Source organism: Halomonas sp. GFAJ-1 (assembly GCA_002966495.1).
In the GTDB taxonomy this organism is placed as follows: domain Bacteria; phylum Pseudomonadota; class Gammaproteobacteria; order Pseudomonadales; family Halomonadaceae; genus Vreelandella.
Map to the genome: position 1 here is coordinate 537,478 of CP016490.1, position 25,676 is coordinate 563,153.

Consider the following 25,676-nt stretch of genomic DNA (forward strand, 5'->3'; position numbering starts at 1 on the left):
AAAAACGGCGTAACGTTGGCAGCGCTGCGTTAGCGACGCGCTTTCATCATGGCGATAAAGCGATCAAACAGCGGCGCTACATCGCGCGGCCCGGGGCTCGCTTCCGGGTGCCCTTGAAAGCTAAACGCCGGGCGGTCAGTGCGCTCAATGCCCTGCAGGGTGCCGTCAAACAGCGAGCGATGCGTTGCCCGCACGTTACTGGGCAGCGTTGCCTCATCAGCGGCAAAGCCGTGGTTTTGGCTGGTGATCATTACCGTGCCGGACGCTAAGTCTTGCACCGGGTGGTTAGCACCATGGTGACCGTGGCTCATCTTGAGCGTCTTCGCGCCGGAGGCCAGTGCCAGCAGTTGGTGACCAAGGCAGATACCAAATACCGGCGTGTCGGTTTCCAGCACCTCTTGAATGGCTTTGATCGCGTAATCGCAGGGTTCAGGATCCCCGGGGCCGTTGGCTAAGAAAACACCGTCCGGGTTCATCGCCAATACCTCGGCGGCTGGCGTTTGCGCCGGCACAACCGTCAGACGGCAGCCGCGAGCGGCCAGCATGCGCAGGATGTTAAATTTCACGCCGTAATCAAACGCCACCACGTGATAAGGGCGCTCACGCTTAGTCATGTCGGCGTAGCCCTCACCCAGGGTCCACTCGCCCTCTGACCACTCGTAAGCTTCTTTACACGAGACTTCTTTAGCCAGGTCCATGCCTTTCAACCCAGGAAACGCCTTCGCCGCCGCCAGCGCCCGCTCAACCGCATCGCTGCCCTCTGCATCCGCCCCTGCCAAAATCGCGCCGTTTTGCGCACCCTTATCGCGCAGAATGCGCGTTAACCGGCGAGTGTCGATGTCGGCAATGCCCAGTATGTTTTGGCTTTTCAGATAATCCGAGAGACTTTGCTCAGAACGGAAGCTACTCGCCATAAGCGGAAGATCGCGAATCACCAGGCCCGCTGCTGCAATAGACGCCGATTCCACATCTTCGGAATTAATGCCGGTATTGCCAATATGCGGGTAAGTGAGCGTAACGATTTGACGGGTATAAGAGGGGTCGGTGAGGATTTCTTGATAGCCGGTCATGGCTGTATTGAACACCACCTCACCGCTTGTGACGCCATCTGCGCCAATCGCTGTACCGTGAAATACGCTGCCATCTTCTAAGGCCAATATCGCGGGTTTGCTCAATGCGGGGTTATTCAAAACAAGTTCTCCCATGCTGGTGGGAGCCTGTGGGCGCAGGCTCGGCGATCCGGTTACGGCGTTTTTATAAGCAAACGTCGGGTCGTAAAAAAGCGGGACGAAGCCGATAATAAAAAAATCGGTTTCATCCCGCTTGTTGTTCTCTTCCACGGCGAGTTGCCATGGCGCAGCGTTTGGCTGACTATTTTTTCTAACCTAAGGCCAGTGCAACAAGCGCGGTGCTTTTTTACAGAGCATTCTCTACAGATGTTCGTTCACTGCAGATATGCTGCTGTTTTTTGCAGCCACTGGGCCAAAATTTTTGGAATGTTACAGGAATTTCAGGCCAAAGACTACCCCTGAATAGCAGAGGTGTTTAGCAATAGTTCGCTGTTTAAAACATTCGCTACCACCTACTCCAGCCCCAACACATCCTGCATATCGTAACGGCCCACCTCTTTGCCAGCGACCCAGCGCGCCGCGCGCACCGCACCTTTGGCAAAGGTCATGCGGCTGGAGGCTTTGTGGGTAATTTCGATGCGTTCACCTTCAGTGGCAAACATCACCGTGTGCTCGCCGACAATATCCCCCGCACGCACGGTAGCAAAGCCAATCTCTTTATCAGTGCGCGGGCCACACTGCCCTACCCGCTCATATACACCGTGCTCTTTGAGGGTCCGACCGATACTTTCCGCGACCACTTCACCCATTTTGATCGCCGTACCTGAGGGCGCATCAACTTTATGGCGGTGGTGAGCTTCGATAACTTCAATATCGTAGCCTTCATCACCCAGCGCCTTAGCTGCCGTTTCCAAAAGCTTCAGGGTCAGGTTAACGCCGACGCTCATGTTCGGCGCGAACACCATGGCCACTTTATCGCGGTAGCTATCAAGCTGGGCCAGCTCGTCATCGCTCATGCCGGTGGTGCCAATCACAATGCGTTTGTCGTGCTCGGCGCAGAAAGCCAAATTGGCCAGCGTTACCTGGGGCGCGGTGAAGTCGATCAGTACATCGAAGTCGTCCACAATCGCACTTAATGAATCCACCGCTGCCACACCGCGCTTACCAACGCCCGCCAGTTCGCCAATATCCGCACCAGCCAGGGAGCTGCCCGGCTCAACAATTCCGCCTGCTAGCGAGGCATTAGCCTCTTGCTCAACCGCGTTCACTAACGTGCGGCCCATACGGCCAGCCACGCCTACAATGGCAATTCGGGTCATGACAACTCCTGCGCATGCGCCGTTCGGCATCACGCGTTAGATAAAAATAAGGACAAAAAAGTGGCCGCGATTATAACAGACCGCCCCCTTAGTTTTCCCAGACGATTTCCAGCGGCTCGTCTTTCGCCATGCGCACTAAGTGGCTCTCCACCACGCCCTCTAACTGATCGAGGTGCTCCTCCTCCAGCGTCTCAATAGACACCAGCAGCCGTTCAGGCTCGGCATACATTAAGCAGGTGCCCGCCTCAAAGGTGATCGTGGCTTGCTGCTCGCTTTGCTCAACGTCGAACTTATGCGCCCAGTGTTGGCAGAGACGGCTCATCAACCGCTCGCCGGAGGGGGTCGCAATTTCAGCACGGGATAAAGGCATCGAAGTCTCTCCATGTAGATAGCGAGTGAGTACCCACTAGCCTAATCCGCGTGGCGATAAGAGCCAAGCAGACAATGAGCACTTATTACAACGATGCGTTCACTTAGCAACTTCCCATAAAAAACCAGCACCCAATGGGTGCTGGTTTTTAGCGTCGTTACGCAAACTGCATAAGATGAAATAAAGTTTTTACGGCTTCATCTCTTCAAAGAACTTCTTCACGCTGTCGAAGAAACCGGTCTTCTTCGGCGAGTGGCTATGGCTGTTGCTGCCATCGAAGCTCTCTTGCAGCTGGCGAAGTAGGTCTTTTTGCTCGTCGTTGAGATTGACGGGCGTTTCCAACACCACTTTGCACAGCAGGTCGCCGGGGGCGCCGCCGCGTACCGGTTTCACACCTTTGCCACGCAGGCGGAAGAGTTTGCCGGTTTGGGTTTCCGGCGGGATCTTCAGCTTCACGCGGCCATCTAGCGTGGGCACTTCAAGCTCGCCACCCAGCGAGGCATCCACAAAGTTGATCGGCACGTCGCACTGCAGGTGCTTACCGTCGCGCTTGAAGATGTGGTGCGGCTTAATGGCAACCTGAACGTACAGATCACCCGGTGGGCCACCGTTAACGCCGCTTTCGCCTTCGCCATTAAGACGAATACGATCTCCGGTGTCCACGCCCGGCGGTATCTTCACCGAGAGGGTGCGGGTTTCGCGAACGCGACCTTCGCCGTTACATTTATGGCACGGCACCTTAATGTGCTGGCCACTGCCGTGACAGGTTGGGCAGGTTTGCTGAACCGCAAAGAAGCCCTGCTGCATACGTACCTGACCATGACCATGGCAGGTGGGGCAGGTTTCTTTACTGGAGCCTGGCTCAGCGCCACCACCATCGCAGCGGTCACACTCGATATGGCGCGGCACTCGGATGTCTACCGTGGTACCGGCCACCGCACTCTCTAGATCAAGCTCTAGGTTGTAGCGTAGGTCGGACCCTCGGGCTGGTGCGTTGGGGCCACGACGACGGCCACCGCCGCCACCAAAGATATCGCCAAACACATCACCGAAGATGTCGCCGAAGTCACCAGCGCCACCGCCGAAACCACCGCCACCAAAGCCGCCGCCTTGGCCATCCACACCGGCATGACCAAACTGGTCGTAGGCCGCGCGCTTTTCGCCATCGCTTAGGATTTCGTACGCTTCAGACACTTCACGGAATTTTTCCGCTGCAGTGTTATCGTCCGGGTTTCGATCGGGGTGGAATTTTTGCGCCAGACGGCGATAGGCCTTTTTGATCTCTTTCTGATCGGCCCCTTTTTCGACACCCAGGACTTCGTAATAATCGCGTTTGGACATGGGTCCTACGCCTCCTGGTTAGCTACGCACTTAATAGGCGTCTCGGCCGCGGAAACAGCAACGCGGGAGTTGCCTCCCGCGTTACCACTTTCCTTGGCAGAAAGAGGTTAATTACTGCTTTTTCTGATCGTCGTTGACTTCTTCATACTCGGCGTCAACCACATCGTCGTCCTGCTTGGCGTTAGCATTTTCAGCGCCTTCACCCTCAGCCTGCTGGGCTGCTTCCGCCTGCTCAGCGTACATTTTCTGCGCCAACTGGCCAGAAGCTTCGGTCAAAGCATCCAGTTTCTTCTGGATGTTGTCCTGATCGTCGGTTTTGATCGCTTCTTCCAGCTCAGTGATAGCGGTTTCGATGGCCTGTTTTTCGTCATCGGTCGCTTTATCGCCCGCTTCCTGTACGGTTTTGCGGGTGGCGTGAATCATGCCGTCCGCTTGGTTACGTAGCTGTACCAACGCTTCGAATTTTTTATCTTCGTCAGCGTGGGCTTCAGCATCGCGCACCATCTGCTCGATCTCTTCATCGGTCAGACCGCTAGAGGCCTTAATGACGATCGACTGCTCTTTATTGGTCGCCTTGTCTTTGGCTGACACGTTCAGAATACCGTTGGCATCCAGGTCAAAGGCCACTTCAATTTGCGGTACGCCGCGCGGTGCTGGCGGAATGTCGGCGAGATCAAAACGACCCAGCGACTTATTCTGCGACACTTGCTTACGCTCACCCTGAACGACGTGAATCGTCACAGCCGTTTGGTTGTCATCCGCCGTCGAGAAGGTTTGTGTCTTCTTGGTCGGAATCGTAGTGTTCTTGTCGATGAGCGCAGTCATCACGCCGCCCATGGTTTCAATACCCAGGGTCAGCGGGGTAACGTCCAACAGCAATACGTCTTTAACGTCACCGCCCAGTACGCCACCCTGAATCGCAGCACCTACGGCCACCGCTTCGTCAGCGTTGACGTCTTTGCGCGCTTCTTTACCGAAGAAATCAGCGGCTTTCTTCTGCACCATCGGCATGCGGGTCTGACCACCGACCAGAATCACTTCGTCGATTTCAGACGCAGAGAGACCAGCATCTTTCAGCGCCATTTTGCACGGCTCAAGCGAGCGTTGTACCAGCTCTTCAACCAGTGACTCCAGTTTGGCACGCGTCACCTTCACATTAAGGTGTTTCGGGCCTGTGTTATCCGCCGTGATGTAGGGCAGGTTAACATCCGTTTGCTGGGCGCTGGAAAGCTCAATTTTGGCTTTCTCGGCGGCTTCTTTCAAACGCTGCATGGCGAGGTTGTCGCCGGACAGATCAATGCCGCTATCTGTCTTGAACTGGTCAACTAAGTAGTTAATCAGCGCCAGATCGAAATCTTCACCGCCCAAGAAGGTGTCACCGTTAGTGGCTAACACTTCAAACTGGGTTTCGCCATCAACGTCAGCGACTTCGATGATCGAAATATCAAACGTACCGCCACCCAGGTCGTAGACCGCGATGGTTTTATCACCGCGCGTCTTGTCCATGCCGTAGGCCAGTGCAGCAGCGGTTGGCTCGTTGATGATGCGCTTAACGTCCAAACCAGCAATACGGCCAGCGTCTTTCGTCGCTTGGCGCTGGCTGTCGTTGAAGTAGGCCGGCACGGTGATAACCGCTTCCGTCACTTCTTCGCCCAGGTAATCTTCGGCGGTTTTCTTCATTTTCTTCAGCACTTCCGCGCTTACCTGCGGCGGTGCCATTTTCTTGCCTTTTACTTCTACCCACGCGTCGCCGTTATCTGCTTCAGCGATTTTGTACGGCACCATTTTGATGTCTTTTTGTACAACGTCGTCTTTGAAGCGACGGCCAATCAGGCGCTTGATGGCGTAAAGCGTGTTTTCAGGGTTAGTCACGGCTTGGCGTTTCGCCGCCTGACCTACCAGCGTTTCACCGTCGTCGGTGTAGGCAATGATGGAAGGCGTGGTACGACCGCCTTCGGCGTTTTCGATTACTTTAGCGCTGTCACCATCAAGCACGGCCACACAAGAGTTGGTGGTGCCCAGGTCGATACCAATAATGCGTCCCATAGCAAAAACCTCGAATTCGTTTGTTACAAAACTGAAAAGTTCGTTTTTTAAAACAGTGTGCGGGCGTATCCCGCGGGGTTGACCCTTATCTGGGGGCCGCTAGCAGCATTTCAAGGGCTTTTTTGTGCTTAGCGGCAACCTTTTCTTACTTAGCTTTTTGGCTAACCACCACCATGGCCGGACGCACTAAGCGTCCGTTGAGCAGATAACCCTTCTGCATCACGTCCATAACGGTATTTGGCTCAAGCTCGGGATTGGGCACCATGGTCATCGCTTCATGCACCTGCGGGTCGAAGGGTTCGCCCTGGGGGTCAATACTCTCAACGCCAAACTTGTTGAGCACGCCCAGCTGCATTGTCAGGGTCATCGAGACACCCTCACGGTGAACATCCGACGCACCGTCTTGCATGCTTTCGAGCGCTTTTTCGAGGCTGTCCACAACGGGCAGCAATTCTTTGACAAACTTCTCAAGGGCAAACTTGCGGGCTTTTTCGGCTTCTTGCTCAGCCCGGCGGCGTACGTTCTGGGCTTCGGCCGCAGCGCGTAGGGCCTGGTCTTTAGCCTCTGCCAAGCTTAATTCCAGCTCTTCTACTTGAGCAGCCAGCACGTCAGCTTCTGGGCTGCCTTCTTCACCCTCCAGCGGAACCTCATCGTTAATCAGCCCTTCGAGCTCGTCTTCAATTAGGCGCTCTTCAGCGGATTGCTCGGTGACTTCCGCTTCTTGCTCACGGCGGGCCAACTCATCATCCATGGGGGTTTGCGGTTCTTTAGCCATGCCTTGCTCCTAAAAATAAATATGCAGTGGTGCCCAAAAGCGGCACACCAGAGTTAAGTAGGGAGTATTAACCACGTATGCAGCCTATATGGGGGCCATAAAAGCCATCTCAAGAGCAGCATTGAAGTGAGTTATCGACTACTGTATAAAACAACAATCATTGGATAAGTATCCAGCTTCTGTGCCGCACCGCCTCAGGAGGCCTTATGCTCACTCAGCTTGCCATCCAGGACTACGCTATTGTTGACCGTCTGGAACTCGATTTAACCCGTGGCATGACCGCCATTACCGGGGAAACCGGGGCGGGTAAATCGATTCTACTGGGCGCCCTTGGCCTCTGTTTGGGTGAGCGTGCCGATGCTGGCAGCGTGCGCCACGGCTGCGAACGCACCGACCTTTCTGCCCGTTTTGATATTCAGCACCTGCCTGCCGCCGTGGAGTGGTTAACCGCCCGAGAACTACCCACAGAAGAGTGCTTACTGCGCCGGGTAGTCACCGCCAGCGGGCGCTCTAAAGCATGGATTAACGGCCATCCCGCCACGATTGCCGATCTAAAATCGCTGGGTGAGCAGCTGATCCAAATTCATGGGCAGCACGCGCATCAAGCACTCATGCGTGAAGAGACTCACCTTGCGCTGCTGGATGATTATGCGGGGCTGCGCGAAAGCAGCCAGCAGCTCGCAGACACATTTCGCGAATGGCGAAGTGCTAGGCGACGGCTGAAAAAGCTCAGCGAAGAAGGCAGCGAAGTGGAAGCCAAGCGCCAGCTGCTGCGCTATCAAGTAGAAGAACTCGACCAGCTTGGTTTGGCAGAGGGTGAGCTTAAAACGTTAGAAGAAGAGCAGCACACCCTGGCCCACGCGGAAGAGACCCTGCGAGAAACTCAGTTTGCCGCCGACTGTTGCGCCAGCGACGAAGGGGGTGCGCTCTCTTTGCTGAATCAAGCTTACGCTCATTTAAGCGCCCTTCCGGGGAGCGATAAGGGCACACTCGCCAATACCTTGGCCATGCTGAGCGATGCCCGCATTCAGGTTGAAGAAGCCTCTAGCGAGCTTAGCCGATTGGCAAGCACCACTGAGCTAGACCCAGAGCGCTTGGCCTGGGTGGAAGAGCGCATGGGGGATGTTCACCGCATCGCCCGCAAGCATCATGTTGCTCCAGAAGAGATTTGTGCGCTGCACGCCCAGCTGAGCCACGAGGTCGCCCAGTTAGAAAGTAGCGATAACGACCTGGAGTCGTTAAGCACTTTGGTGGCTGAGTGCCGGGAGCGCTACCGTAGCGATGCCAAAAAACTCAGTGAGGCACGGCAGAAAGCCGCCGTGCGCCTGGGGAAAGAGGTGCAGCAGCAGCTGGCCTTCCTAGCCATGGGCAAGGCTCGCTTTGAGGTCGATGTTACGCCCCGTGATACTCCCACCCCGGAAGGGCTGGATCACATTCAGTTCCTGATTAGCGCAAACCCAGGCCAGCCCGCAAGACCCCTTACCAAAGTGGCGTCGGGGGGAGAGCTTTCGCGTATCAGCCTCGCAATTCAGGTCGTGGCAGCGGCTCACTCTACTATTCCTAGCCTGGTGTTTGATGAGGTGGATGTGGGTATTTCAGGGGCAACAGCAGAAATTGTCGGCCAACTGCTACGTAAGCTGGGGGAAAATGGCCAAGTGATGACCGTGACCCACCTCCCCCAGGTGGCCGCTCAGGCGCATCAGCATCTACATATCGAAAAACGCGCCAAGCGGGATACTACGCTGACCCACATGGCGCTGCTAGATGAACGCGGGCGAATTAGTGAGCTGGCTCGCATGCTTGGGGGCGTGACGCTCTCCGACCAAACACTGGCCCACGCCCGTGAAATGCTCCACGCCAGCCAGCGCCTGCCGCATTAAGGGTTAACCACTGCAGCGCCACCCGCTTGGCGCTGCAAGCCCTTACAACATCCGACTCGCCTGCTCCATCACTGTGCGCCTCAGTGCTGCAAGCGGTGCGCTTTCTGTTTGCCAAAAGTGCCAATAGAGCGGTACATCCAGGGTAAAAGCGGGCCCTACGTCCAGCAGCTGACCGCTTTCGAGGTAATCCGCCACCTGTAGTTCCGGTAACATACCGTACCCTAGGCCATGGAGTGCCATTTTGACGAAGCCCTCAGAAGAGGGTACGCGATGCTGACGACCAGGCGGCGGCAGCCCCTGCGCCTCAAGAAACTGGTGCTGCAAGCGGTCGTCTCGGTTAAAAATCAAGCAGGGGGCGTCAACCAACCGCCAGGGGTCACACTGCGTGCGATAGCGCTCAATAAAGGCAGGGCTTGCCAGCGCCCGGTAACGCAAAACACCTAGCGGGCTTACCGCGCCCCCATTAACCGGCTGCGCTTCAGCACAGATACACGCCATCACTTCGCCATTGCGCATCCGGCCAAGCCCCACCTCTTGGTCTTCAACCACTAAATCAAAATCCATCTGATGACTTAGTGGGCAAGCCGCTATCGCCTGCGCTAACCATGTGGCCATTGAATCCGCATTGACCGTCAATCGCACCTTAAGCGGCTCCCCCTGCGCTTCGTCTAACAGCCCCAATTCCAGCTGCTTAACCTGCTGCAGGTGGTTATTCAAACGACGCCCCAGCGCTGTCGCCACCGACGGCGAGCGCCTTAGCACTACTGGTTGGCCCAGGCGGTGCTCTAGCTGGCGAATTCGCTGACTAACCGCTGATTGGGTGAGGTGAAGCTTCTGCGCTGCTTTTTCGAACCCACCCGTTTCAATAACCGCACTCAGTGCTTCCAATAGCCGGTAGTCCAACATTTCGCCCCCTTAATAGCATGAAAACTGATGTGAACAGCACATTGCTCAAATTTGCAGCGTAATAAAAAGTGCTTTGCACCATGGCGAGTACGAGACGTCGGCCAAACACGTATTTTTCGCACAACGGTCAAGCACTAATCACAGCTTTTCACACGCTTACCCACCTACTACCCACCTACTACCCACACACCCATCCACACATTTATCCACAACTACATGCACACGCCTGCTCACTAGGGGCTGGAAAGCGCTGTGCTGCCGACGCTGTAGATAGCCCTTGGCATAAGAAATGCTTATGTAGCATAAATATTATTCGTTAGATTAATAAACAAGCCCACACTTACTGTAAAAGGCTCATTAATCAGCATTAGAGGCACTTCGCATGACACCGTCGCTACTCACGGGCTTTGGCATTTCCCTGGGTTTAATTGTCGCCATTGGCGCCCAAAACGCCTGGGTGCTTAATAAAAGCATGCGCCGAGAGTACCCCTGGGTCGTAGCTGCCATTTGCGCCAGTATCGATGCCACCCTGATTACGCTGGGTGTTTATAGCATTGAGTCGCTTCAGCAACGGCTACCCACACTGGTACCGGTCATGACTTGGCTAGGGATAGCGCTGCTGTGCTGGTTGGGTGGGCAAGCTTTCAGGCGCGCCTGGCAGGGCAGCAGCGGTTTGTTAACCAGCCAACAGCGTGGCGCCCATAGCGGCTGGCAGATTGCGGGCCAAGCAGCCGCTATTTCGCTTCTAAATCCGCACGTATACCTTGATACCGTTGTACTTATTGGCAGTGTCGGCGTGCAGCAAGCCAATACAACGGCGTTCGTTATTGGGGCGTCGTCTGCTTCGCTACTGTGGTTTTTCTCCCTGGCGGGGTTTGGGCGCTTTCTTGGCCCCAAACTGCAATCTCCTCGCGCATGGCGAATCTTTGATACGTTAATTGGCATCATTATGTTGCTAGTGGCGTTTTCACTTGCCCCCACTGCAACCGGCTAAAATAGAGATAAAAATGCCCGATATAAAAACGCCCCCAAGGCGCAAGTGAAACGTCACTGGCTCCCTGGGGGCGATTTTTTAGCGCAACTAACGGCTATTTTTTATTCCTAGGGCCACTGTCTTGGCGCGTAATGTCCGACCCGCGAGGGCGCACATACAACACAAGGGCGTGGTCTACTAGCTCGTAGCCGTGCTCTTCCGCTATTTCTTGCTGGCGACGCTCGATGATGTCATCAAGAAACTCGATGATTTCACCGCTTTCCAGACACACCATGTGATCATGGTGGTCTTCTTGAGTCATCTCGAATACCGCATGGCCACCGTCAAAATTGTGACGAATCACTAAGCCTGCCGACTCAAACTGAGTCAGCACGCGATAGACGGTTGCCAGACCAACATCCTCGCCCGCATCAATCAGTGTTTTGTACACTTCTTCTGCGCTAAGGTGGTGTTGGCCCGAAGCATTTTCGAGAATCTGCAGGATCTTGACGCGCGGCAGGGTCACTTTCAGCCCGGCTTTGCGCAGTTCATGGTTCTGATCGGCCATGGTTGCTCTTCGCAGTAACAGGTTAGGTCGGGTATGATCGACCGAAACCACGATAGTGAAGAACAGGCTCAAATGCAAAAATTGACTCGTATCATTACCCTTTCCGTTGCCCTAGCCGTTGTTAGTGGCTGCAGCTACGTTGGCGTTTACAAGCGCGACATTCCCCAGGGCAACCTGGTCACCCAAGAGATGGTTAGCCAGCTCCAACCAGGCATGACCCAGGAGCAGGTAACCTACGTCATGGGTCGTCCGCTATTGGAAGCGCCCTTCGACTCACAACAGTGGGACTACGTTTACCGCCTCGACAAAGCCTACAGCGGCGTCGAGCAGCGCCGCGTTACCCTTACCTTTGATAACGCAGGGCGCTTGGTCAGTATTGATCAGCAAGGCAACTTCTCGGGTAACCTTCCCATCAGCACCGATAGCGGCGTAGGCCCAGCGGTAGAAGGATCCGACCCGCTAGACGCGCTACCTACGCCTACTCAGCAAGCACCCACCCCTGAGAACGCCCCCAACCCGCAGCCGGTGATTATGACCGAGTAATATTACTGGCCCTTGGCTTGGCGCTTTGCGCGCTCAAGCCTTGCGGCTTTGGGATCAACCTGCAGCGGGCGGTAAACCTCCACACGGTCGCCCGCGCGCAGGACTTCCTTTTCAGGCTGACGCAGCGCTTTGCCAAAAATACCCAGCGGCGCCTGTTCAAAGGTAGTGCTAGGCAGCTCAGGAAACAGGCTCGGTAAATCGGCGAGTGCCACTGCCTGGCGCGCCGTTGTACCCTGAGGCACCCTAACGGCCACTAGACGCTGCTTATGAGGCAACCCAAAGGCGACCTCCACGGTAAACGCATCAGCGTCCATACAGCTCGTCAGCACGTTTAGTGAAAGCGTCTACCAGCTGTCCAGCAATTTGCTGAAAAAGTTTGCCAAACGCCATGCCCAACAGCCGATTGCTAAACTCAAAATCCATTTCTAGGCTAACCTTGCAGGCATCTTCCCCCATGGGGATAAACAGCCAGCGACCTGTGAGCCGCTTGAAGGGGCCTTTCACTAACGACATTTCTATCCGCTCGGGCGCAAAGAGATTGTTACGGGTGGTAATAGTTTGTTCAACCCCGGCGCGCCCTAAGGTCATTTCGCCGATTAAGTGAACATCATCGCGCTCAAGCAAGCGCGCGCGGCGACACCCCGGCAAAAATTCGGGATAGCGTTCGAAATCATTGACTAAATCGAACATTTGCTGGGGGGTGTGCCGCACCAAGGCGGTACGATTAACGGTTGGCATTGACCTCTCCGCTGACTTCACAGTGCCCAAAGCGTATCATGGGAAACATTTTTCAGACCTTGAATGGTATCACGCATCCCCCTATAACGAATGGGGGCGCTACCGACAGATCAACGATGAGGTTCCATGGCCACTAAGAAAGGTAAGAGCAAGGGCCCCAGCAGCAGCGTAATTGCCCAAAACAAGAAGGCGCGGTTTGAGTACCACATCAACGAGGTGCTTGAAGCCGGTTTGGTGCTTGCTGGCTGGGAAGTAAAGAGCTTGCGCGCCGGTAAGGCGCAGCTGACGGATACCTATATCCTGGTACGCAACGGAGAAGCATTTCTGCTGGGTAGCCATATCATGCCACTGAATACGGCAAGCACCCACGAGATTGCCGACCCTACGCGCACGCGAAAACTGCTGCTACATCGTAAAGAGATCGCCAAAATCTTTTCGATCACCCAGGATAAAGGCCATACCTGTGTGCCGCTCAAGCTTTATTGGAAGCGCAATAAAGTAAAGTGTGAGCTGGCGTTGGTGACAGGTAAACAGCTGCATGACAAGCGCGCAACTGAAAAAGATCGCGACTGGAGCCGTCAAAAAGGGCGAATCATGCGGGAACATAACAAGGCTTAACTGGTCAATTAGCAGCGAGCACGTTAGAATGCTCACTTGTAATAAGGGGGCGACATGGTTTCGACGCCGGTGACAACCCTTGCGGTGCATGCCGAGAGCGTGATGTATCTCGTAAATCCCACATCACAATCAAATAGTCGCAAATGACGAAAACTACGCTCAAGGCGCGCTAGCAGCTTAAACACTGTTAGCTTCTTGTCTGGCCCCAAGGTGATGTGCCTATTCATCACTGAGGGGATACGAGCTAAAGCTGATAGGACCGCGGTTGGTGGTGTCTTCTCTCCAACCGTTAAACTTTAGAGGGCTCGCGTGACTGAATCCTGACCGTCGGAGTCAGTTGCGTTAAAACAAATGACGGAATCTAAGCATGTAGAGCCAATAGGCGAGTGCTGGCGGACGCGGGTTCAATTCCCGCCGCCTCCACCACCTTACTATACAAATCAAGCACCTACGGGTGCTTTTTTTGTGCCCGAACAATCACTAAAGCGATTTCCATTTAACGTGGGTAGCTAATTCGTCTATGCCTCTTCCCGCATAGCCTAAAAAGAGCGCGATGCGCCCTGTTATATGAATCGAGCAGGATTATCAGTTAGGATACCTTCAACAAACGACACGGGGTGTCCTGGCGTTACGCCAGGGCTGAGATAAGACCCGCTGAACCTGATCCAGTTCATACCGGCGAAGGGATGTCACACTAATGCCCTGCCATGGGCCGGTATGCATCCCTCGCCTTTACGAGGGAAATACCATAATGCCAACAACACCCACCGCACTCCCGCTTTCCCAGCAACTTGTGTTGATCACCGGCGCTAGCCGTGGCCTAGGCGCGTGCCTAGCGCACGCGTTTTTAGCCCAGGGCGCACGGGTTATCGTCAACTACTTAAACAGCACTGACGCGGCAAATGCCGTGGCGGCACACGCCCCTGAGCGCGCGCTGGCAATACAAGCCGACGTGCGTGACCCTGCCGCCGTGAAGGCGATGTTCACCACCGCGCAAGCACATTTTGGGATGCCGATAACCACGCTGATTAACAACGCCCTGCCGGATTTTTCATTTAACGGCGACGCCCGCCCATCTCCAGATACACTCACCTGGGAAAACCTCGACCAGCAGCTGCAGGGCGTGGCACGCGGCGCGCTCAACACCATTCAGGCGGCGCTGCCGGGCATGCGCGAACAGGGTGGTGGGCGGATTATCAATATTGGCACTAACCTCTTCCAGAATCCGGTCGTGCCTTACCACGATTACACCGCTGCCAAGGCGGCGCTGCTGTCGCTCACCCGCACGCTTTCCAACGACCTGGGGCCTGACGGTATTACGGTGAATATGCTCTCGGGCGGGCTGCTGCGCACCACCGATGCCTCAGCAGCTACGCCTGAAGCGGTGTTCGACCTCATCGCTGCCAACACCCCGCTGCGCCGCGTCACTACTCCGGAAGAGTTTGCAGATGCAGCGCTGTTTTTCGCATCGCCTTGGAGTCGGGCTGTCACCGGCCAAAACTTGGTGGTCGATGGCGGGTTGGTTAAAAACTAATGACAACACCGATGCATCTCAATCTTTTCATCATGGGCTGCGGGCATCACAAAGCCGCGTGGCGCGAACCGGGTTCTGCTGCCGAGCGCATGGGTGACATTGGCTATTATGAGTCGCTGGCACGCACCGCTGAGCGTGGAAAATTAGACGCCGTCTTTTTTGCCGATGGCCATGCCGCAGGCAACGTGAGCGGAGGGCCGCAGTGGTTTTTAGAACCGTTGACGGCGCTATCCGCTATGGCCCGCGCCACCGAGCACATCGGCTTGATTTCGACGATATCCAGCACGTTTTTTAGCCCGTTTCATGCGGCGCGAATGCTCGCTTCGTTAGATCATATTTCTAACGGCCGCATGGGGTGGAACTTAGTCACCTCGATGTTTGATAGCGAAGCGCGCAACCATGGCTTTGAGGCCATGCCTCCTCAGCAGGTGCGCTACGACCGCGCTGAAGAGTTTGCGCAAACGGTGTTAGCGCTCTGGGATTCATGGTCCGACGATGCGTTACGCTGCGACCGAGCGGGCCAGTATGCTGACCCACGCAAAGTGCGGCCTATTGAGCACCATGGCGAACACTTTTTGGTCGATGGCCCGCTAACCGTACCGCGCCCACCCCAAGGGCATCCTGTGCTGTTTCAAGCGGGGGCGTCTGAACCGGGGCGCAACTTGGCAGCGCGCTATGCAGAAGCGATTTATGCGGTGGCCTACGACCTCCCCTCGGCGCAAGCCTACTCCCAAGACATTCAGGCCCGCGTGCGGGCGGCTGGCCGCGCGCCAGTGGCGATTATGCCTGGGCTGGTCACGTATGTAGCGCCCACCGAGGCCGCCGCAAAGGCAAAGCAGCGTGAACTGGATGAGCGGTTACCCACCGAAGATTCGCTGCATCAGCTAAGCCAATTTATCGGTCAGGATTGCCGCCACTGGGAACTGGATGCACCGCTGCCTAAGCTACCACCCTTAGAGGATTTTGCTGGCCCTAAAGGGCGCTATGCCACCATTTTGCGCATTATCGAAAGCGAATCCCCGACACTACGCCAGCTATTAGGCAGGTTAGCGGCCGGCGGTGGCCACTGCACCATGGTGGGCACACCCGAACAGATTGCGGATGAGATGCAGCGCTGGGTAGAAGGCGGTGGCGCAGACGGCTTCAACCTGATGCCGCCGACACTACCGGGTAGTATTGAGGACTTTATTGAGCAGGTCGTTCCACTGCTGCAGGCGCGTGGGCTATTCCGCCGTGAGTACACGGGTAACACCCTGCGTGACCATTTGGGGCTGGCCCGCCCGACAGCGTAAGCGATGCAGGGCGGACATATTAGCGCTATATCGACTGCCCGGCATTCACCCCCTAAAGCGGCGCACTGCCGTGTGCAACAAGCCAAAATCATACGCTGGGCGTGACGGCAGGACACGTAAGAGCAGTAACGACACCGCCACGGGCACCAGCGCCGCTAGTAGGAAAGACTCCAATAAGGTTGCCGTACTCGCTCCGGGTGCAGGGAACATTGCCAATCCCGCCACAAGCCCCAGCGCGGTACTGATAACCGCGTTAAGGCCCGTGTAACGACGATAGAAAAGCCCAAAAAACACCGGGAATGCAGCGGCTGAGCAGAGCAAATCAGCGAGCAAAAATAGATAAAGCACGCTGTACCCCTGGGAGGCGACCCAGGTAACCGGGATGGCAGCCAATACAATCAACCAGCGTGACATACTCATCAATGAAGCACTGCTGGCGTTGGGGAGTAACCGCCCCATATCCACAGCAATAATACTCGACGTTGCGCTAATGGTGGAGTCCGCGCTACTCATCACCAACGCGAGGCCCAACGGCACCAGCGCTAAAGCGAACCATAACGGCACATCCGCCAATAGCACGCTAAACAGCGCCACAGAGCCGTCACCTTCAAGCCCCAGCCCTACAAAGGCCAACCCAAATAGCCCCATCAGGGCCACCACGATGAAGCTGCATACACCACTAATCCAGAAGCCTCGGCGCAGCACCTTGGTATCTTTCGCCGCGTAAATACGCTGCCACGTACCTTGATAAAAGAGTCCGGTAAGCGCTACGGCAAGAAAGAACGTTAACCCTGCGCGTATACCGCCTATATCGCTCACCTGCAGGAGCTGTGGCGCACTCTCGGCAAGCCCTGCAAGCGTTGGCGCAACGCCACCGGCAGCCTGCCAGCCAAACACCAGCAGCAGCCCTAGCAGTGGCATAATCACCACCATCTGTAACTTATCCGTGTAAATGGATGCGCGCAGGCCGCCGTAAAAGGTATAAATCAACGTGGCGACCATCACCACACTGGCCGTTACCCACAGCGGAATAGGGGCCAGCAGACCCACCATACGGGCAACAGCGGTTAGCCCAGCGGCCAACAAAATAAAGAGGTAAAACAGCATAATCACGAGCGTGAATGCGTACATGGTGCGGCCATAACGGTGGATAACGAACTCCGTCAAGCCATGGCCTTCAGGGATCAGCTCGCGCATGCGTCGGCCAAGAGGGATCATCACTAGCCTGGGCACCATCGAACCAAACGCATAGCCTAGCACGGCACCAATGCCACCCCAGGTAGCGGCCTGGGCGGGGCCAAACAGAATCCAGGTACCTAGCGTGGTCGCGACCAGCGTAAGCACCGTGGCACGGGTATTCTGGCTATTGCGGGCGATAATGTAGTCTTCAAGATTATCGCGATGACGGCGGGCATAAAGCAGGCCTGGCACAGCTAGCGCAACGGCACATAGCGACAGCCACAGGCCAGTCCAGATAGGGTCAAGCATCATGAAAGCGGGTCCTCTTTGCCTGTTGTTAGACCGGGCTGTGCAGTGGGCGCACGGCAGGCAGGCGAAAGCAAAGAGGGAGTATTGTTAGGCTACATCCTTCCCTTCGCCGGCATGACCCGGATCAGGTTCTAAGGGTTACCAACGCCAAATGGCGGTGGAGTCTCAGCCAGTGCAGGCTCCCCTAGGACAGCAGCTACCCTAGGTGCTGAGACGGGCGCTGTCAATTGAGGATGCCCACGGGCACCTCTCAGTAACCGACTCAGCAACGTCTAGCTTATCGGACGCTAACTCAACCATAACTCGATAAGCATGTGGTAAAGCGGTATGCCCAGCATGACATTGAGCGGAAAGGTAATCCCCAGTGAGGCGAGCATCGCTAGGCCGATATTGGCCTGGGGTATGGCCGCGCGCATCGCAGCGGGAGCAGCAATATAAGAAGCGCTGGCAGCAAGTGCCGCCAGAATGACCACCGAGCCGACCGGGAGTCCCAATGCCGTGCCCATGAGAATGCCCAGCATGGATAGCAGCAGCGGCGTGATGAGGGCGAAGGTCACCAAGCGCCAGTGATGCCAGGGCATTGGCCGCAAAGTTTGCGCAGCGGTTAACCCCATTTCCAACAAGAACAGCGCCAACACCCCCTTGAACGCCCCCGTGAACAGCGCAGTGACTTCTTCCCCTTGGAAGGGCCCGTAGAGCGTTCCAATGACCACACCGCCTGTCAGCAAAATCACGCCACGGTTGGTGAGCGTCTCATGCCACAGCTTACGAGTACTTTCTTTTACCGCCGCGCCTTGATGGCGCCTAAATAGCGCAATCGCCACCATAATGGCAGGCAGCTCCATGGCCACTAAATAGAGTGTGACTTCACTGCCCACGGCCAGCTGCCGCGCCTCCACATAGGCCAGCGCCACCGCAAACGTTCCCGCACTGACCGAGCCGTAGTGGGCGGCGATACTAGCGCTGTCCGCCGGGGAAAGGCGTACCCAGCGCCGCAGCACCGGCATTAGCAGCAGCGGCGTTAAAGCAGAGAGTAGCGCAACGCCTAATAGCTCGGGTACCAATCCCCAATGAATATTCCCGTGCAGCGCCATACCGCCCTTTAAGCCGATGGTCAGCATTAACAGCAGGCTTAACGTGTCGTAGGTGGCTTTGGGTACCTGCAGGTCTGACTTCACCGCCCCTGCTATAAGCCCCAGTAAGAAAAACATCACCACAATATCTGGCATCGCTGACGCTCCACAGGGTTAAAAGAGGCTGCATTTTGCGTGGATTTACGGATGACAACTAATAATAACTTGAAAGACAGTCATAGATAATCATCTATACTAGCTGGCGTAACCAAAGGGCACCTCAGGAGCGCCTAGAGCCATGAACATTCGCCAACTGACATTTAGACTACTGCAAGTCTATGTCACTGTCGTGCGCTGCGGATCGATCAGCGAAGCCGCAAGACAGCTGCACCTCACCCAGCCGACGGTCTCCCAACAGCTAAAGCGGCTAAGCGAGGCAGTCGGTAGCCCACTACTGGAGCATCATCTACAAGGGCTTACCATGACGGCCACCGGGCAGGCGCTTTATCAGGCAAGCCGGGATGTCTTAGGCCGTTTTGATGACTTTGCAGATCAACTCAGTGATTTTCAGCAAGGCAGCAAGGGGCGCTTTAGTATTGCCCTGGTGAATACCGCCCAATATGTATTGCCACGCTTACTCGGCCCGTTTAGCCAGGCGTTTCCTGAGGTGGACGTAACGGTACATATTGGCAACCGCCGCCAAGTGTTGGCACGCTTTGAGCGTCAAGAAGACGACCTTTATGTATTTAGCCATCCGCCTGCTCTTGCCCATGCCGTGGCAGCACGCTTTATGCGCAACCCGCTGGTGGCCATCGCTGCCGCTGGCCACCCCCTTACACAGCACTCATCAATCACCATGGAGCAGCTGCTTAATGAGCGCTTGTTGCTGCGCGAACCGGGGTCAGCCACGCGTATGCTACTGGAAAGTTGGCTACAAGAGCATGGGCTAACCATGAAGAAAACCCTGCAAATGGCCAGCAATGAAGCGATTCGCGTTGGCGTGGCGGCGCGCATGGGGGTCGCGGTGCTATCAGAGCATGTACTGCCAAGCGAGCATCCCGAGATATCGATTCTTCCGGTAGAAGGCTTACCCATTGAAAGCCACTGGCAGATGATTGTCCGCAATGACCAGCGGCTTCCCCAATCCGCCCAGCGCTTTCTTCACTATGTCAACGCACATCTTGCCCAGTGGATCGAGCCACGCTTCATATGCAATGAGCTGGATGCGCTGCTTCACAGAGAGCATGAGCATAGTCGCTGTCACTAGTCACTAGCGAGCTCCGGCAAATATCAGCGATAGCTACTTCAACAAAATCTTATGTTTTTTATTAGCAAAATAATTAGTTTCTAAAAAAAGACGTAATACCTGCCTTATTAGCGGTTTTCATTCGTTTTTATTCCGTATTGCAATGCAACACGGATTGATAAACTAGCCGCGATTAACCCTCTCCCCTTCTAATCTTTATTAGGATAAAGCCCATCATGTTGATGTTGCAGCAAGACCCCAGCCAGCCGCGAGTTTCTCGCCGCTGGCTTTTTCTGTTTGCAGCTTTACTACTCGGTATAAGCCCTGCGGCTTTTGCTGTCACCGGAGATATTGATTTAACCACGTCTGTTATCGGCTTCTTTGCAGTCGCAGTTTTCGTTTTGGCCTACGCGTTAGTTATGGCTGAAGAGAAAATCCACATGCGCAAGTCCAAGCCTGTACTGGTAGCAGCCGGTATCATTTGGGGACTCATTGGCTGGGTGTACGTCCAAAATGGCATGTCGGAAACGTCAGAACATGCGTTCCGTGTGACCCTTTTGGAGTTCACCGAGCTAATGCTGTTCCTGCTAGTAGCGATGACCTATATCAACGCCATGGAAGAGCGCCGGGTATTCGATGCGCTGCGTTCGTGGATGCTGCGTAAAGGCTTTAGCTACCGCCAGCTGTTCTGGCTAACGGGTGGCCTCGCCTTTGTGCTATCTCCCATTGCCGATAACCTAACCACGGCGCTACTCATGTGTGCTGTCATCACCAAAGTGGCTGAAGGTGATAAGCGCTTTATTAATCTTGCCTGTATTAACGTTGTGGTGGCCGCCAATGCCGGCGGGGCCTTTAGCCCATTCGGGGACATCACCACGCTGATGGTGTGGCAGGCAGGTATGGTCGCTTTCCAAGAGTTCTTTGTGCTCTTCTTGCCCTCTCTGGTCAATTTCCTGATTCCTGCCGTCATCATGAGCGCCTTTATCAAAGACGAGAAGCCCAGCAGCGTCTATGAGGATGTATGGCTAAAGCGCGGTGCACGGCGAATTATCGCGCTGTTCCTGCTGACCATTACCACCGCTGTGTTGTGCCATACGCTGCTGCATCTCCCGCCGGTACTCGGCATGATGACCGGGCTTGGCTACCTACAGTTTTTCGGCTATTACCTGCGCCGCACGCTACCTCAATCACTGGAGCGCAAACGTGAACGCTATAGCCGGCGCGGCGACAATAAAAAACTTGAGCAGCTAGGCGGCGTGGTGCCGTTCGATGTGTTTAACCGCGTGGCACGCGCTGAGTGGGATACACTGCTGTTCTTCTATGGGGTGGTGATGTGCGTAGGCGGTCTTGGCTTCATGGGCTACCTTGGGTTGCTTTCCGAAGCGCTTTACACAGGCTGGGATGCTACCTGGGCAAATATAGTGCTGGGGGTCGTATCGGCGGTGGTGGATAACATTCCGGTGATGTTTGCCGTACTCACCATGCAGCCAGAGATGTCCCACGGCCACTGGCTATTGATCACGTTAACCGCAGGCGTAGGCGGCAGCTTACTCTCTATTGGCTCAGCAGCAGGAGTGGCCGTTATGGGCCAAGCCCGCGGCGCTTACACCTTTATGGGCCACCTGCGCTGGGCACCGGTTATTTTTCTCGGTTACATCGCCAGTATCCTCGTGCATCTGTGGCTTAACGCCGACAGCTTTACTGTCTTTAATTAATAAATAACCGCCATAACACCTAATGCCCGCGCCAAGCGCCTACAAGCGCTGCGCGGGCGTTTTAGTAAGCTTCAAATAAATACTCGATTGGCGTTGGTCTGCCCAGCAGGTACCCCTGGTAGCGGTAACACCCATGCCCCCGCAGCCATTCCAACTGCTCTTTCTTCTCGACCCCTTCGGCCACCACGGTTAGGCCCAGGCTTGCTGCCAGAAGAATCGTCGTATCCACAATCGCAGCATCGGTTTTGTCGGTCAGCAGCTCACGAATAAACGACTGATCGACTTTGAGCTCATCAAGTGGCAAGCGCTTTAAGTAACTCAACGACGAGTAGCCCGTACCAAAATCATCCAACGCAAAGCGAATGCCCTGGGCACGCAGCTTAAGCATGGTATTGCGAACTCTGGTCGGCTCCCGCATGAGCAGGCTCTCGGTTACTTCCAATATCAAACGGTTTGGCGGCGCCTGAGTTTCAGCTAATAACGCCTCTAAATCCCGCACAAACTCAGGGTGTTGGAACTGCACTGAACTGACGTTGACCGAAATCGTCAACGATGAATAGGCGGGCTGGAAAGCCCACTTCGCCAGCTGCTCGCAGGCGGATTTAAGTACCCAGTAGCCAATGGGTAAAATTAGGCCATTCTCTTCGGCCAAAGGAATGAAGGTCCCGGGAGACACCCAGCCGCGCTGCGGGTGGTACCAGCGAAGCAGCGCCTCTACTCCGACCGTCACGCTGCGATGGTCAACCTGCACTTGATAGTGAAGCGCCAATTCGTTACGCGCCATTGCTTGGTTCAGGTCACCTTCTAAACTGGCGCGCTCCAGTACGCTGGTTTGCATATCCCGATTAAAGAAACAGAGGTTATTGCCGCCCGCTGCTTTGGCCTGCTGAAGCGCTATATCCGCCTGCTGCAATACGCTATTCATGCTGTGCTCTGTCCCTTTAAATAGCGTAATACCAATGCTTGCGCTAATCGGTAGCGATCGGTCGTTGTGCAGTTGGGAAACAGCTTCAAGCAGTTGGCACGCGACACGCTCAGCGCTCAGCCCAGCCACCTCGGGCTCTTCCCCTAGCGCATTTAACAACACGACAAACTCATCGCTACTTACCCGCGCAACAGTCGCTTCCTGGATGACTTTATAAAGCGACTCCTGCAGCTGCACTGCAACGTTAATCAACAGCTGATCACCGCTCTCATGACCCTGGATATCATTGATAAGCCGGAAGTTATCAAGGTCAATAATCAGCACGGCACTGAATGTCGACACGTCATCATCTTGTTCCGTCACTAATGCTAACGAATCCATCAAGAGGCGCCGATTTGGCAATCCCGTTAAAGCGTCGTAAAAGGCTAAATGATGAGTGCGCGACTGCATCTCCAAGTATTCTGTCAGCTCGGTTGAAATACCGCATAAGCAAGGCGCCTCCCCTTTACGCATCACAAGGGGCATTTTTATGGATAAAAACGTACGTACCCGCTCTTCACCCTTGAGCAAGCTGTGCTCTTCCAGCGTCGTTTTTTTGCCCGACGCTAATACCTGACGGTCAACTTGATGCATTTCTGCGGCGCTTGCTGCATCAAAAAAAGCCTCATCGCACTGGCCGATGATTTTCTCGGCAGGCAAGCCAAACAGCTCGCTAACTTGTCGGTTAACAAAGCGGTACTTCAAGGAGGGTGACTTGATGTAAATATGCGCATCGACACTATCCAAAATAGTCGCCAATAGCGCTTCATGAGTAACGAGCTGCTCACGGTTAGCCACTACCCGTCTTTTTAGCAGCACATTGCAGCCCAAGGCCAGCATCAAGAAAAGCGTCAGCAGGCCAACCCCCCACCACAGCCAAAGGGGAACTAAAGGGGGAGGCGGGGTGGAAACGCGCCAAGCGCGTAACGTATCAAAATAGACAGAATTACTATCCTGTTTCCAGGCTCTGAGCGTTGTATCAATACGCTCTAGTACGCTATCAGAGACTTGATAAGAGGCTGCATAAAATAACTGTGCGGGCTGGAAAATAATCGGCGTCTCTCGCAGGCCATATTCACGAGCACGCCAATCACCATATAAGTGATTAGACGCCACCAGATCAGCCTCATCACTTGCAACGGCTTCAAAGCCCTCTGAAAAACTGTTAACCAACACCCACGTTACCGGCACACTAAAACGCTCGGTAACGGCCGCTAAATACTGTTGCTGTATGGCATTCTCAACCACCGCCACGCGCATTTGGGCCAGATCCAAAATTGCCTCAACACTCATTTCTTCACGCTGATAGAGCAGTGACCAGCTGTGCATCACCGGTTCTTTATGGAAAGCAAAGCGCTGGGCGCGTTCCTCACTCCACGCAACATCAGGCAGCAGGTCAATCTCGCCCTGCTCTAGCAGCGTTAGGCAGTGTGAAAATTCACAGCTTAGGCTCTCTAAATGCCATTGCTGCTCCTCAGCAATCGCTTCTAGCAACTCACCCAATACCCCCCGCAGCTGGCCTTGGTTGTCAGCAAATAACTTCGGTGGATTGTGGTAGACCCCAACAAGTAGCGCTTCACTCGCCAACGATGAAGGGGCCCATAGCCACATGCTGACCAGCATAGCGCCGGTAAGCCAGCGGAGGGGGGAACACCGAGCCTCGCTCTCAGTAGGCGAAAAGCGGACGCCGAGTGGTTTTCGCGTGCGCGAGATCATCGGCCCTACTCACCGGGCATGGTGAGCGGGCCTGCCCGCACAACTACTCGCTGCCACGCAGCATCATTTTCGATACGCGCTACAAACGCGGCAATGTGCGGGTACTTTTCCAGTGACTGGGTAGCCGCCACGGCTTGAAGCGGAAAACTCATTTGTACATCAGCCCCACTTGGCCAACGTCCGGCGAAGTTTTCCTTTGAGCCCAGGTGCTTATTAATAACGTCTAAATGCTGGTTCATTTGTGGCTGAATAAAACGCTGGCGCACGGTCGAACTAATGCCTTTAGCCAGGGGCTTAATGAACCATGGTGACTGTTTGGGGATTTGATTAAACACCAGGCCCATCACCAACAGGGGCATCAATGAGCCTTCGGCATAGTGTAGCCAGTAGCGATAATCTACCCAGTCATTCGTATCAGCCTCCGCTGGCTGCAGGCGCCCTTCACCATAACGGCTGATAAGGTAATCAATAATAGCGCCAGACTCAGCGACGGTTAATTCGCCATCGGTAATAACAGGAGACTTACCTAGCGGGTGGATTTTTTTAAGCGCATCTGGCGCTTGTTGAGTTTTACGATCACGCTGATAAACCTGGATCTCGTACTCAACGCCTAGTAATTCAAGAAGCCATAAGATTCGGTGGGAACGGGACTTTTCCAGATGATGAACGTGAATCATAAACACTCCATGGGGCGACTTGTCACGCTGCCAACGGGTCAGCGCCAGTTATCCTTTTACTGCAAGCTTATATAGCGTAGCACCCTTGCAGCGTTGAACCCTATGGAAGTGTTAAGCAAAGCTTAGTTTTTGACTCAAGACAACTATTTGCACAATAGGAGTGCAAATAGCGCACCATTTTGGTCACATTGACGCTCTACTTACTTATGCTTTGTGCTCGTGGCGCCACTTTGCCAAGAGATCAGCGAATGACCATTTACCCTGCAACCAGGGAGCCAATAAACGCATTGAAAGCGGGATAAATACAAACACCATAACCGGGGTAAGCATCAGCGTGCTAACGACTACCCGGGGAACTAACGCCCAATCCGCGATGGCGCCGCCAAATAACCATTGAAACATTAGTGAGACAGGGAAAAACGCCAACCAAACGGCCACCGCTTGCTTCCAGCGGGGCGGGGTAACCCCTGGGTTAACCTGAAACCAAGCATCAAGACCCGTCGCGCGATGCTCATGGGGGGCCTCATACAGGTCTTTCCCACGGGCAAGCCAGGCGTGGCGTGAAGCGGAATGTTCCCAGGCGTTTAGCGTGTCGCTGCTGCTAAATCGAAAAATAATTTGATACTCGTCGTCATCTTTTGGCGGCGCCAATACGCCTGACCCCAGGTAGCCTGGAAAGTCAGCCGCTAGTTCACGCCCTTCATTTAACCAACGGTTAAAGTCTTGATAGCGGCCATTCGCCACGCGGCGGGCCACCATTAAGGTGACAGGTGAAGCAGACATGGTATATCTCCTAAAGATACTACAGCCATTGCCGGGTAAGC

General features: G+C 54.9%; 23 protein-coding genes, 1 other RNA gene and 2 other annotated features. Of the genes, 9 read left to right on the plus strand and 15 right to left on the minus strand.

The features are described 5' to 3' along the window. Window positions 1–29: 29 nt before the first annotated feature. From BB497_02335 to BB497_02360, 6 genes are all read right to left on the minus strand, one after another. Window positions 30–1,190: a carbamoyl phosphate synthase small subunit gene (locus BB497_02335; GenBank protein AVI64232.1), complete on the minus strand. Its 1,161-nt coding sequence runs from the start codon at window positions 1,188–1,190 to the stop codon at window positions 30–32. A 392-nt stretch (window positions 1,191–1,582) separates the two neighbouring features. Next, the gene (locus BB497_02340; GenBank protein ID AVI61622.1) at window positions 1,583–2,389 is read right to left on the minus strand and encodes a 4-hydroxy-tetrahydrodipicolinate reductase; all 807 of its coding nucleotides are present in this window, start codon (window positions 2,387–2,389) and stop codon (window positions 1,583–1,585) included. Window positions 2,390–2,477: 88 nt separating this feature from the next. Beyond that, on the minus strand, window positions 2,478–2,759 hold the full coding sequence (locus tag BB497_02345; protein AVI61623.1) for a hypothetical protein: 282 nt from the start codon (window positions 2,757–2,759) through the stop codon (window positions 2,478–2,480). A 189-nt stretch (window positions 2,760–2,948) separates the two neighbouring features. Further along, window positions 2,949–4,100: a molecular chaperone DnaJ gene (locus tag BB497_02350; GenBank protein AVI61624.1), complete on the minus strand. Its 1,152-nt coding sequence runs from the start codon at window positions 4,098–4,100 to the stop codon at window positions 2,949–2,951. Window positions 4,101–4,211: 111 nt separating this feature from the next. Next, on the minus strand, window positions 4,212–6,146 hold the full coding sequence (locus tag BB497_02355; GenBank protein AVI61625.1) for a molecular chaperone DnaK: 1,935 nt from the start codon (window positions 6,144–6,146) through the stop codon (window positions 4,212–4,214). 145 nt (window positions 6,147–6,291) lie between these two features. Continuing rightward, entirely contained in the window at window positions 6,292–6,921 is a 630-nt protein-coding gene (locus tag BB497_02360; GenBank protein AVI61626.1) for a nucleotide exchange factor GrpE, read from the minus strand. 206 nt (window positions 6,922–7,127) lie between these two features. Between BB497_02360 and BB497_02365 the strand changes: the two genes are divergently transcribed. Further along, window positions 7,128–8,801: a DNA repair protein RecN gene (locus BB497_02365; GenBank protein ID AVI61627.1), complete on the plus strand. Its 1,674-nt coding sequence runs from the start codon at window positions 7,128–7,130 to the stop codon at window positions 8,799–8,801. 42 nt (window positions 8,802–8,843) lie between these two features. On the opposite strand, the gene BB497_02370 is transcribed toward BB497_02365, so the two are convergent. Further along, on the minus strand, window positions 8,844–9,707 hold the full coding sequence (locus BB497_02370) for a transcriptional regulator ArgP (protein AVI61628.1): 864 nt from the start codon (window positions 9,705–9,707) through the stop codon (window positions 8,844–8,846). Window positions 9,708–10,089: 382 nt separating this feature from the next. Between BB497_02370 and BB497_02375 the strand changes: the two genes are divergently transcribed. Beyond that, window positions 10,090–10,701 (plus strand): hypothetical protein, encoded by a 612-nt coding sequence (locus BB497_02375; protein ID AVI61629.1) that lies wholly within the window; start codon window positions 10,090–10,092, stop codon window positions 10,699–10,701. Window positions 10,702–10,795: 94 nt separating this feature from the next. On the opposite strand, the gene BB497_02380 is transcribed toward BB497_02375, so the two are convergent. Further along, window positions 10,796–11,248 (minus strand): transcriptional repressor, encoded by a 453-nt coding sequence (locus BB497_02380; protein AVI61630.1) that lies wholly within the window; start codon window positions 11,246–11,248, stop codon window positions 10,796–10,798. Between the two features lie 72 nt (window positions 11,249–11,320). On the opposite strand from BB497_02380, the gene BB497_02385 reads away from it, so the two are divergent. Next, window positions 11,321–11,791 carry a cell envelope protein SmpA gene (locus BB497_02385; GenBank protein ID AVI64233.1) on the plus strand — a complete coding sequence of 157 codons (471 nt, stop codon included), beginning with the start codon at window positions 11,321–11,323 and terminating at the stop codon, window positions 11,789–11,791. Between the two features lie 2 nt (window positions 11,792–11,793). Here BB497_02385 and BB497_02390 read toward each other — a convergent pair whose 3' ends face one another. Next, a complete protein-coding gene (locus BB497_02390; GenBank protein AVI61631.1) occupies window positions 11,794–12,105 on the minus strand; it encodes an RnfH family protein in 312 nt (103 codons plus the stop codon). Further along, window positions 12,095–12,529 carry a ubiquinone-binding protein gene (locus BB497_02395; protein AVI61632.1) on the minus strand — a complete coding sequence of 145 codons (435 nt, stop codon included), beginning with the start codon at window positions 12,527–12,529 and terminating at the stop codon, window positions 12,095–12,097. Before BB497_02395 ends, BB497_02390 begins: the two co-directional genes overlap by 11 nt. Before the next feature lie 126 nt (window positions 12,530–12,655). On the opposite strand from BB497_02395, the gene BB497_02400 reads away from it, so the two are divergent. The 4 genes from BB497_02400 to BB497_02415 all read left to right on the plus strand — a co-directional run bounded on the left by BB497_02400 (window position 12,656) and on the right by BB497_02415 (window position 15,973). Then, a complete protein-coding gene (locus tag BB497_02400; protein AVI61633.1) occupies window positions 12,656–13,147 on the plus strand; it encodes an SsrA-binding protein in 492 nt (163 codons plus the stop codon). Window positions 13,148–13,192: 45 nt separating this feature from the next. Then, window positions 13,193–13,573: a transfer-messenger RNA gene (ssrA, locus tag BB497_02405) on the plus strand. Between the two features lie 177 nt (window positions 13,574–13,750). Next, window positions 13,751–13,851: a binding site (TPP riboswitch), on the plus strand. A 47-nt stretch (window positions 13,852–13,898) separates the two neighbouring features. After that, a complete protein-coding gene (locus BB497_02410) occupies window positions 13,899–14,681 on the plus strand; it encodes a 3-oxoacyl-ACP reductase (GenBank protein AVI61634.1) in 783 nt (260 codons plus the stop codon). An 11-nt stretch (window positions 14,682–14,692) separates the two neighbouring features. Continuing rightward, window positions 14,693–15,973, plus strand: coding sequence for a monooxygenase (locus tag BB497_02415; protein ID AVI61635.1), 1,281 nt, complete (start codon window positions 14,693–14,695; stop codon window positions 15,971–15,973). Window positions 15,974–16,018: 45 nt separating this feature from the next. On the opposite strand, the gene BB497_02420 is transcribed toward BB497_02415, so the two are convergent. Then, on the minus strand, window positions 16,019–17,461 hold the full coding sequence (locus BB497_02420) for a sodium:solute symporter (GenBank protein AVI64234.1): 1,443 nt from the start codon (window positions 17,459–17,461) through the stop codon (window positions 16,019–16,021). A gap of 84 nt (window positions 17,462–17,545) precedes the next feature. Then, window positions 17,546–17,657, minus strand: a binding site (TPP riboswitch). A 91-nt stretch (window positions 17,658–17,748) separates the two neighbouring features. Beyond that, entirely contained in the window at window positions 17,749–18,690 is a 942-nt protein-coding gene (locus BB497_02425) for a sodium-dependent bicarbonate transport family permease (GenBank protein AVI61636.1), read from the minus strand. Between the two features lie 142 nt (window positions 18,691–18,832). On the opposite strand from BB497_02425, the gene BB497_02430 reads away from it, so the two are divergent. Together BB497_02430 and BB497_02435 are read left to right on the plus strand one after the other, a co-directional pair. Then, window positions 18,833–19,801 (plus strand): LysR family transcriptional regulator, encoded by a 969-nt coding sequence (locus BB497_02430; protein ID AVI61637.1) that lies wholly within the window; start codon window positions 18,833–18,835, stop codon window positions 19,799–19,801. A 215-nt stretch (window positions 19,802–20,016) separates the two neighbouring features. Then, window positions 20,017–21,495 carry a sodium:proton antiporter gene (locus tag BB497_02435; GenBank protein ID AVI61638.1) on the plus strand — a complete coding sequence of 493 codons (1,479 nt, stop codon included), beginning with the start codon at window positions 20,017–20,019 and terminating at the stop codon, window positions 21,493–21,495. Window positions 21,496–21,556: 61 nt separating this feature from the next. Here BB497_02435 and BB497_02440 read toward each other — a convergent pair whose 3' ends face one another. The 3 genes from BB497_02440 to BB497_02450 all read right to left on the minus strand — a co-directional run bounded on the left by BB497_02440 (window position 21,557) and on the right by BB497_02450 (window position 25,635). Further along, window positions 21,557–24,070, minus strand: coding sequence for a diguanylate cyclase (locus tag BB497_02440; GenBank protein ID AVI64235.1), 2,514 nt, complete (start codon window positions 24,068–24,070; stop codon window positions 21,557–21,559). Between the two features lie 110 nt (window positions 24,071–24,180). Further along, the gene (locus BB497_02445; protein ID AVI61639.1) at window positions 24,181–24,852 is read right to left on the minus strand and encodes a glutathione S-transferase; all 672 of its coding nucleotides are present in this window, start codon (window positions 24,850–24,852) and stop codon (window positions 24,181–24,183) included. Window positions 24,853–25,056: 204 nt separating this feature from the next. After that, entirely contained in the window at window positions 25,057–25,635 is a 579-nt protein-coding gene (locus BB497_02450; GenBank protein AVI61640.1) for an antibiotic biosynthesis monooxygenase, read from the minus strand. Between the last annotated feature and the right edge of the window lie 41 nt (window positions 25,636–25,676).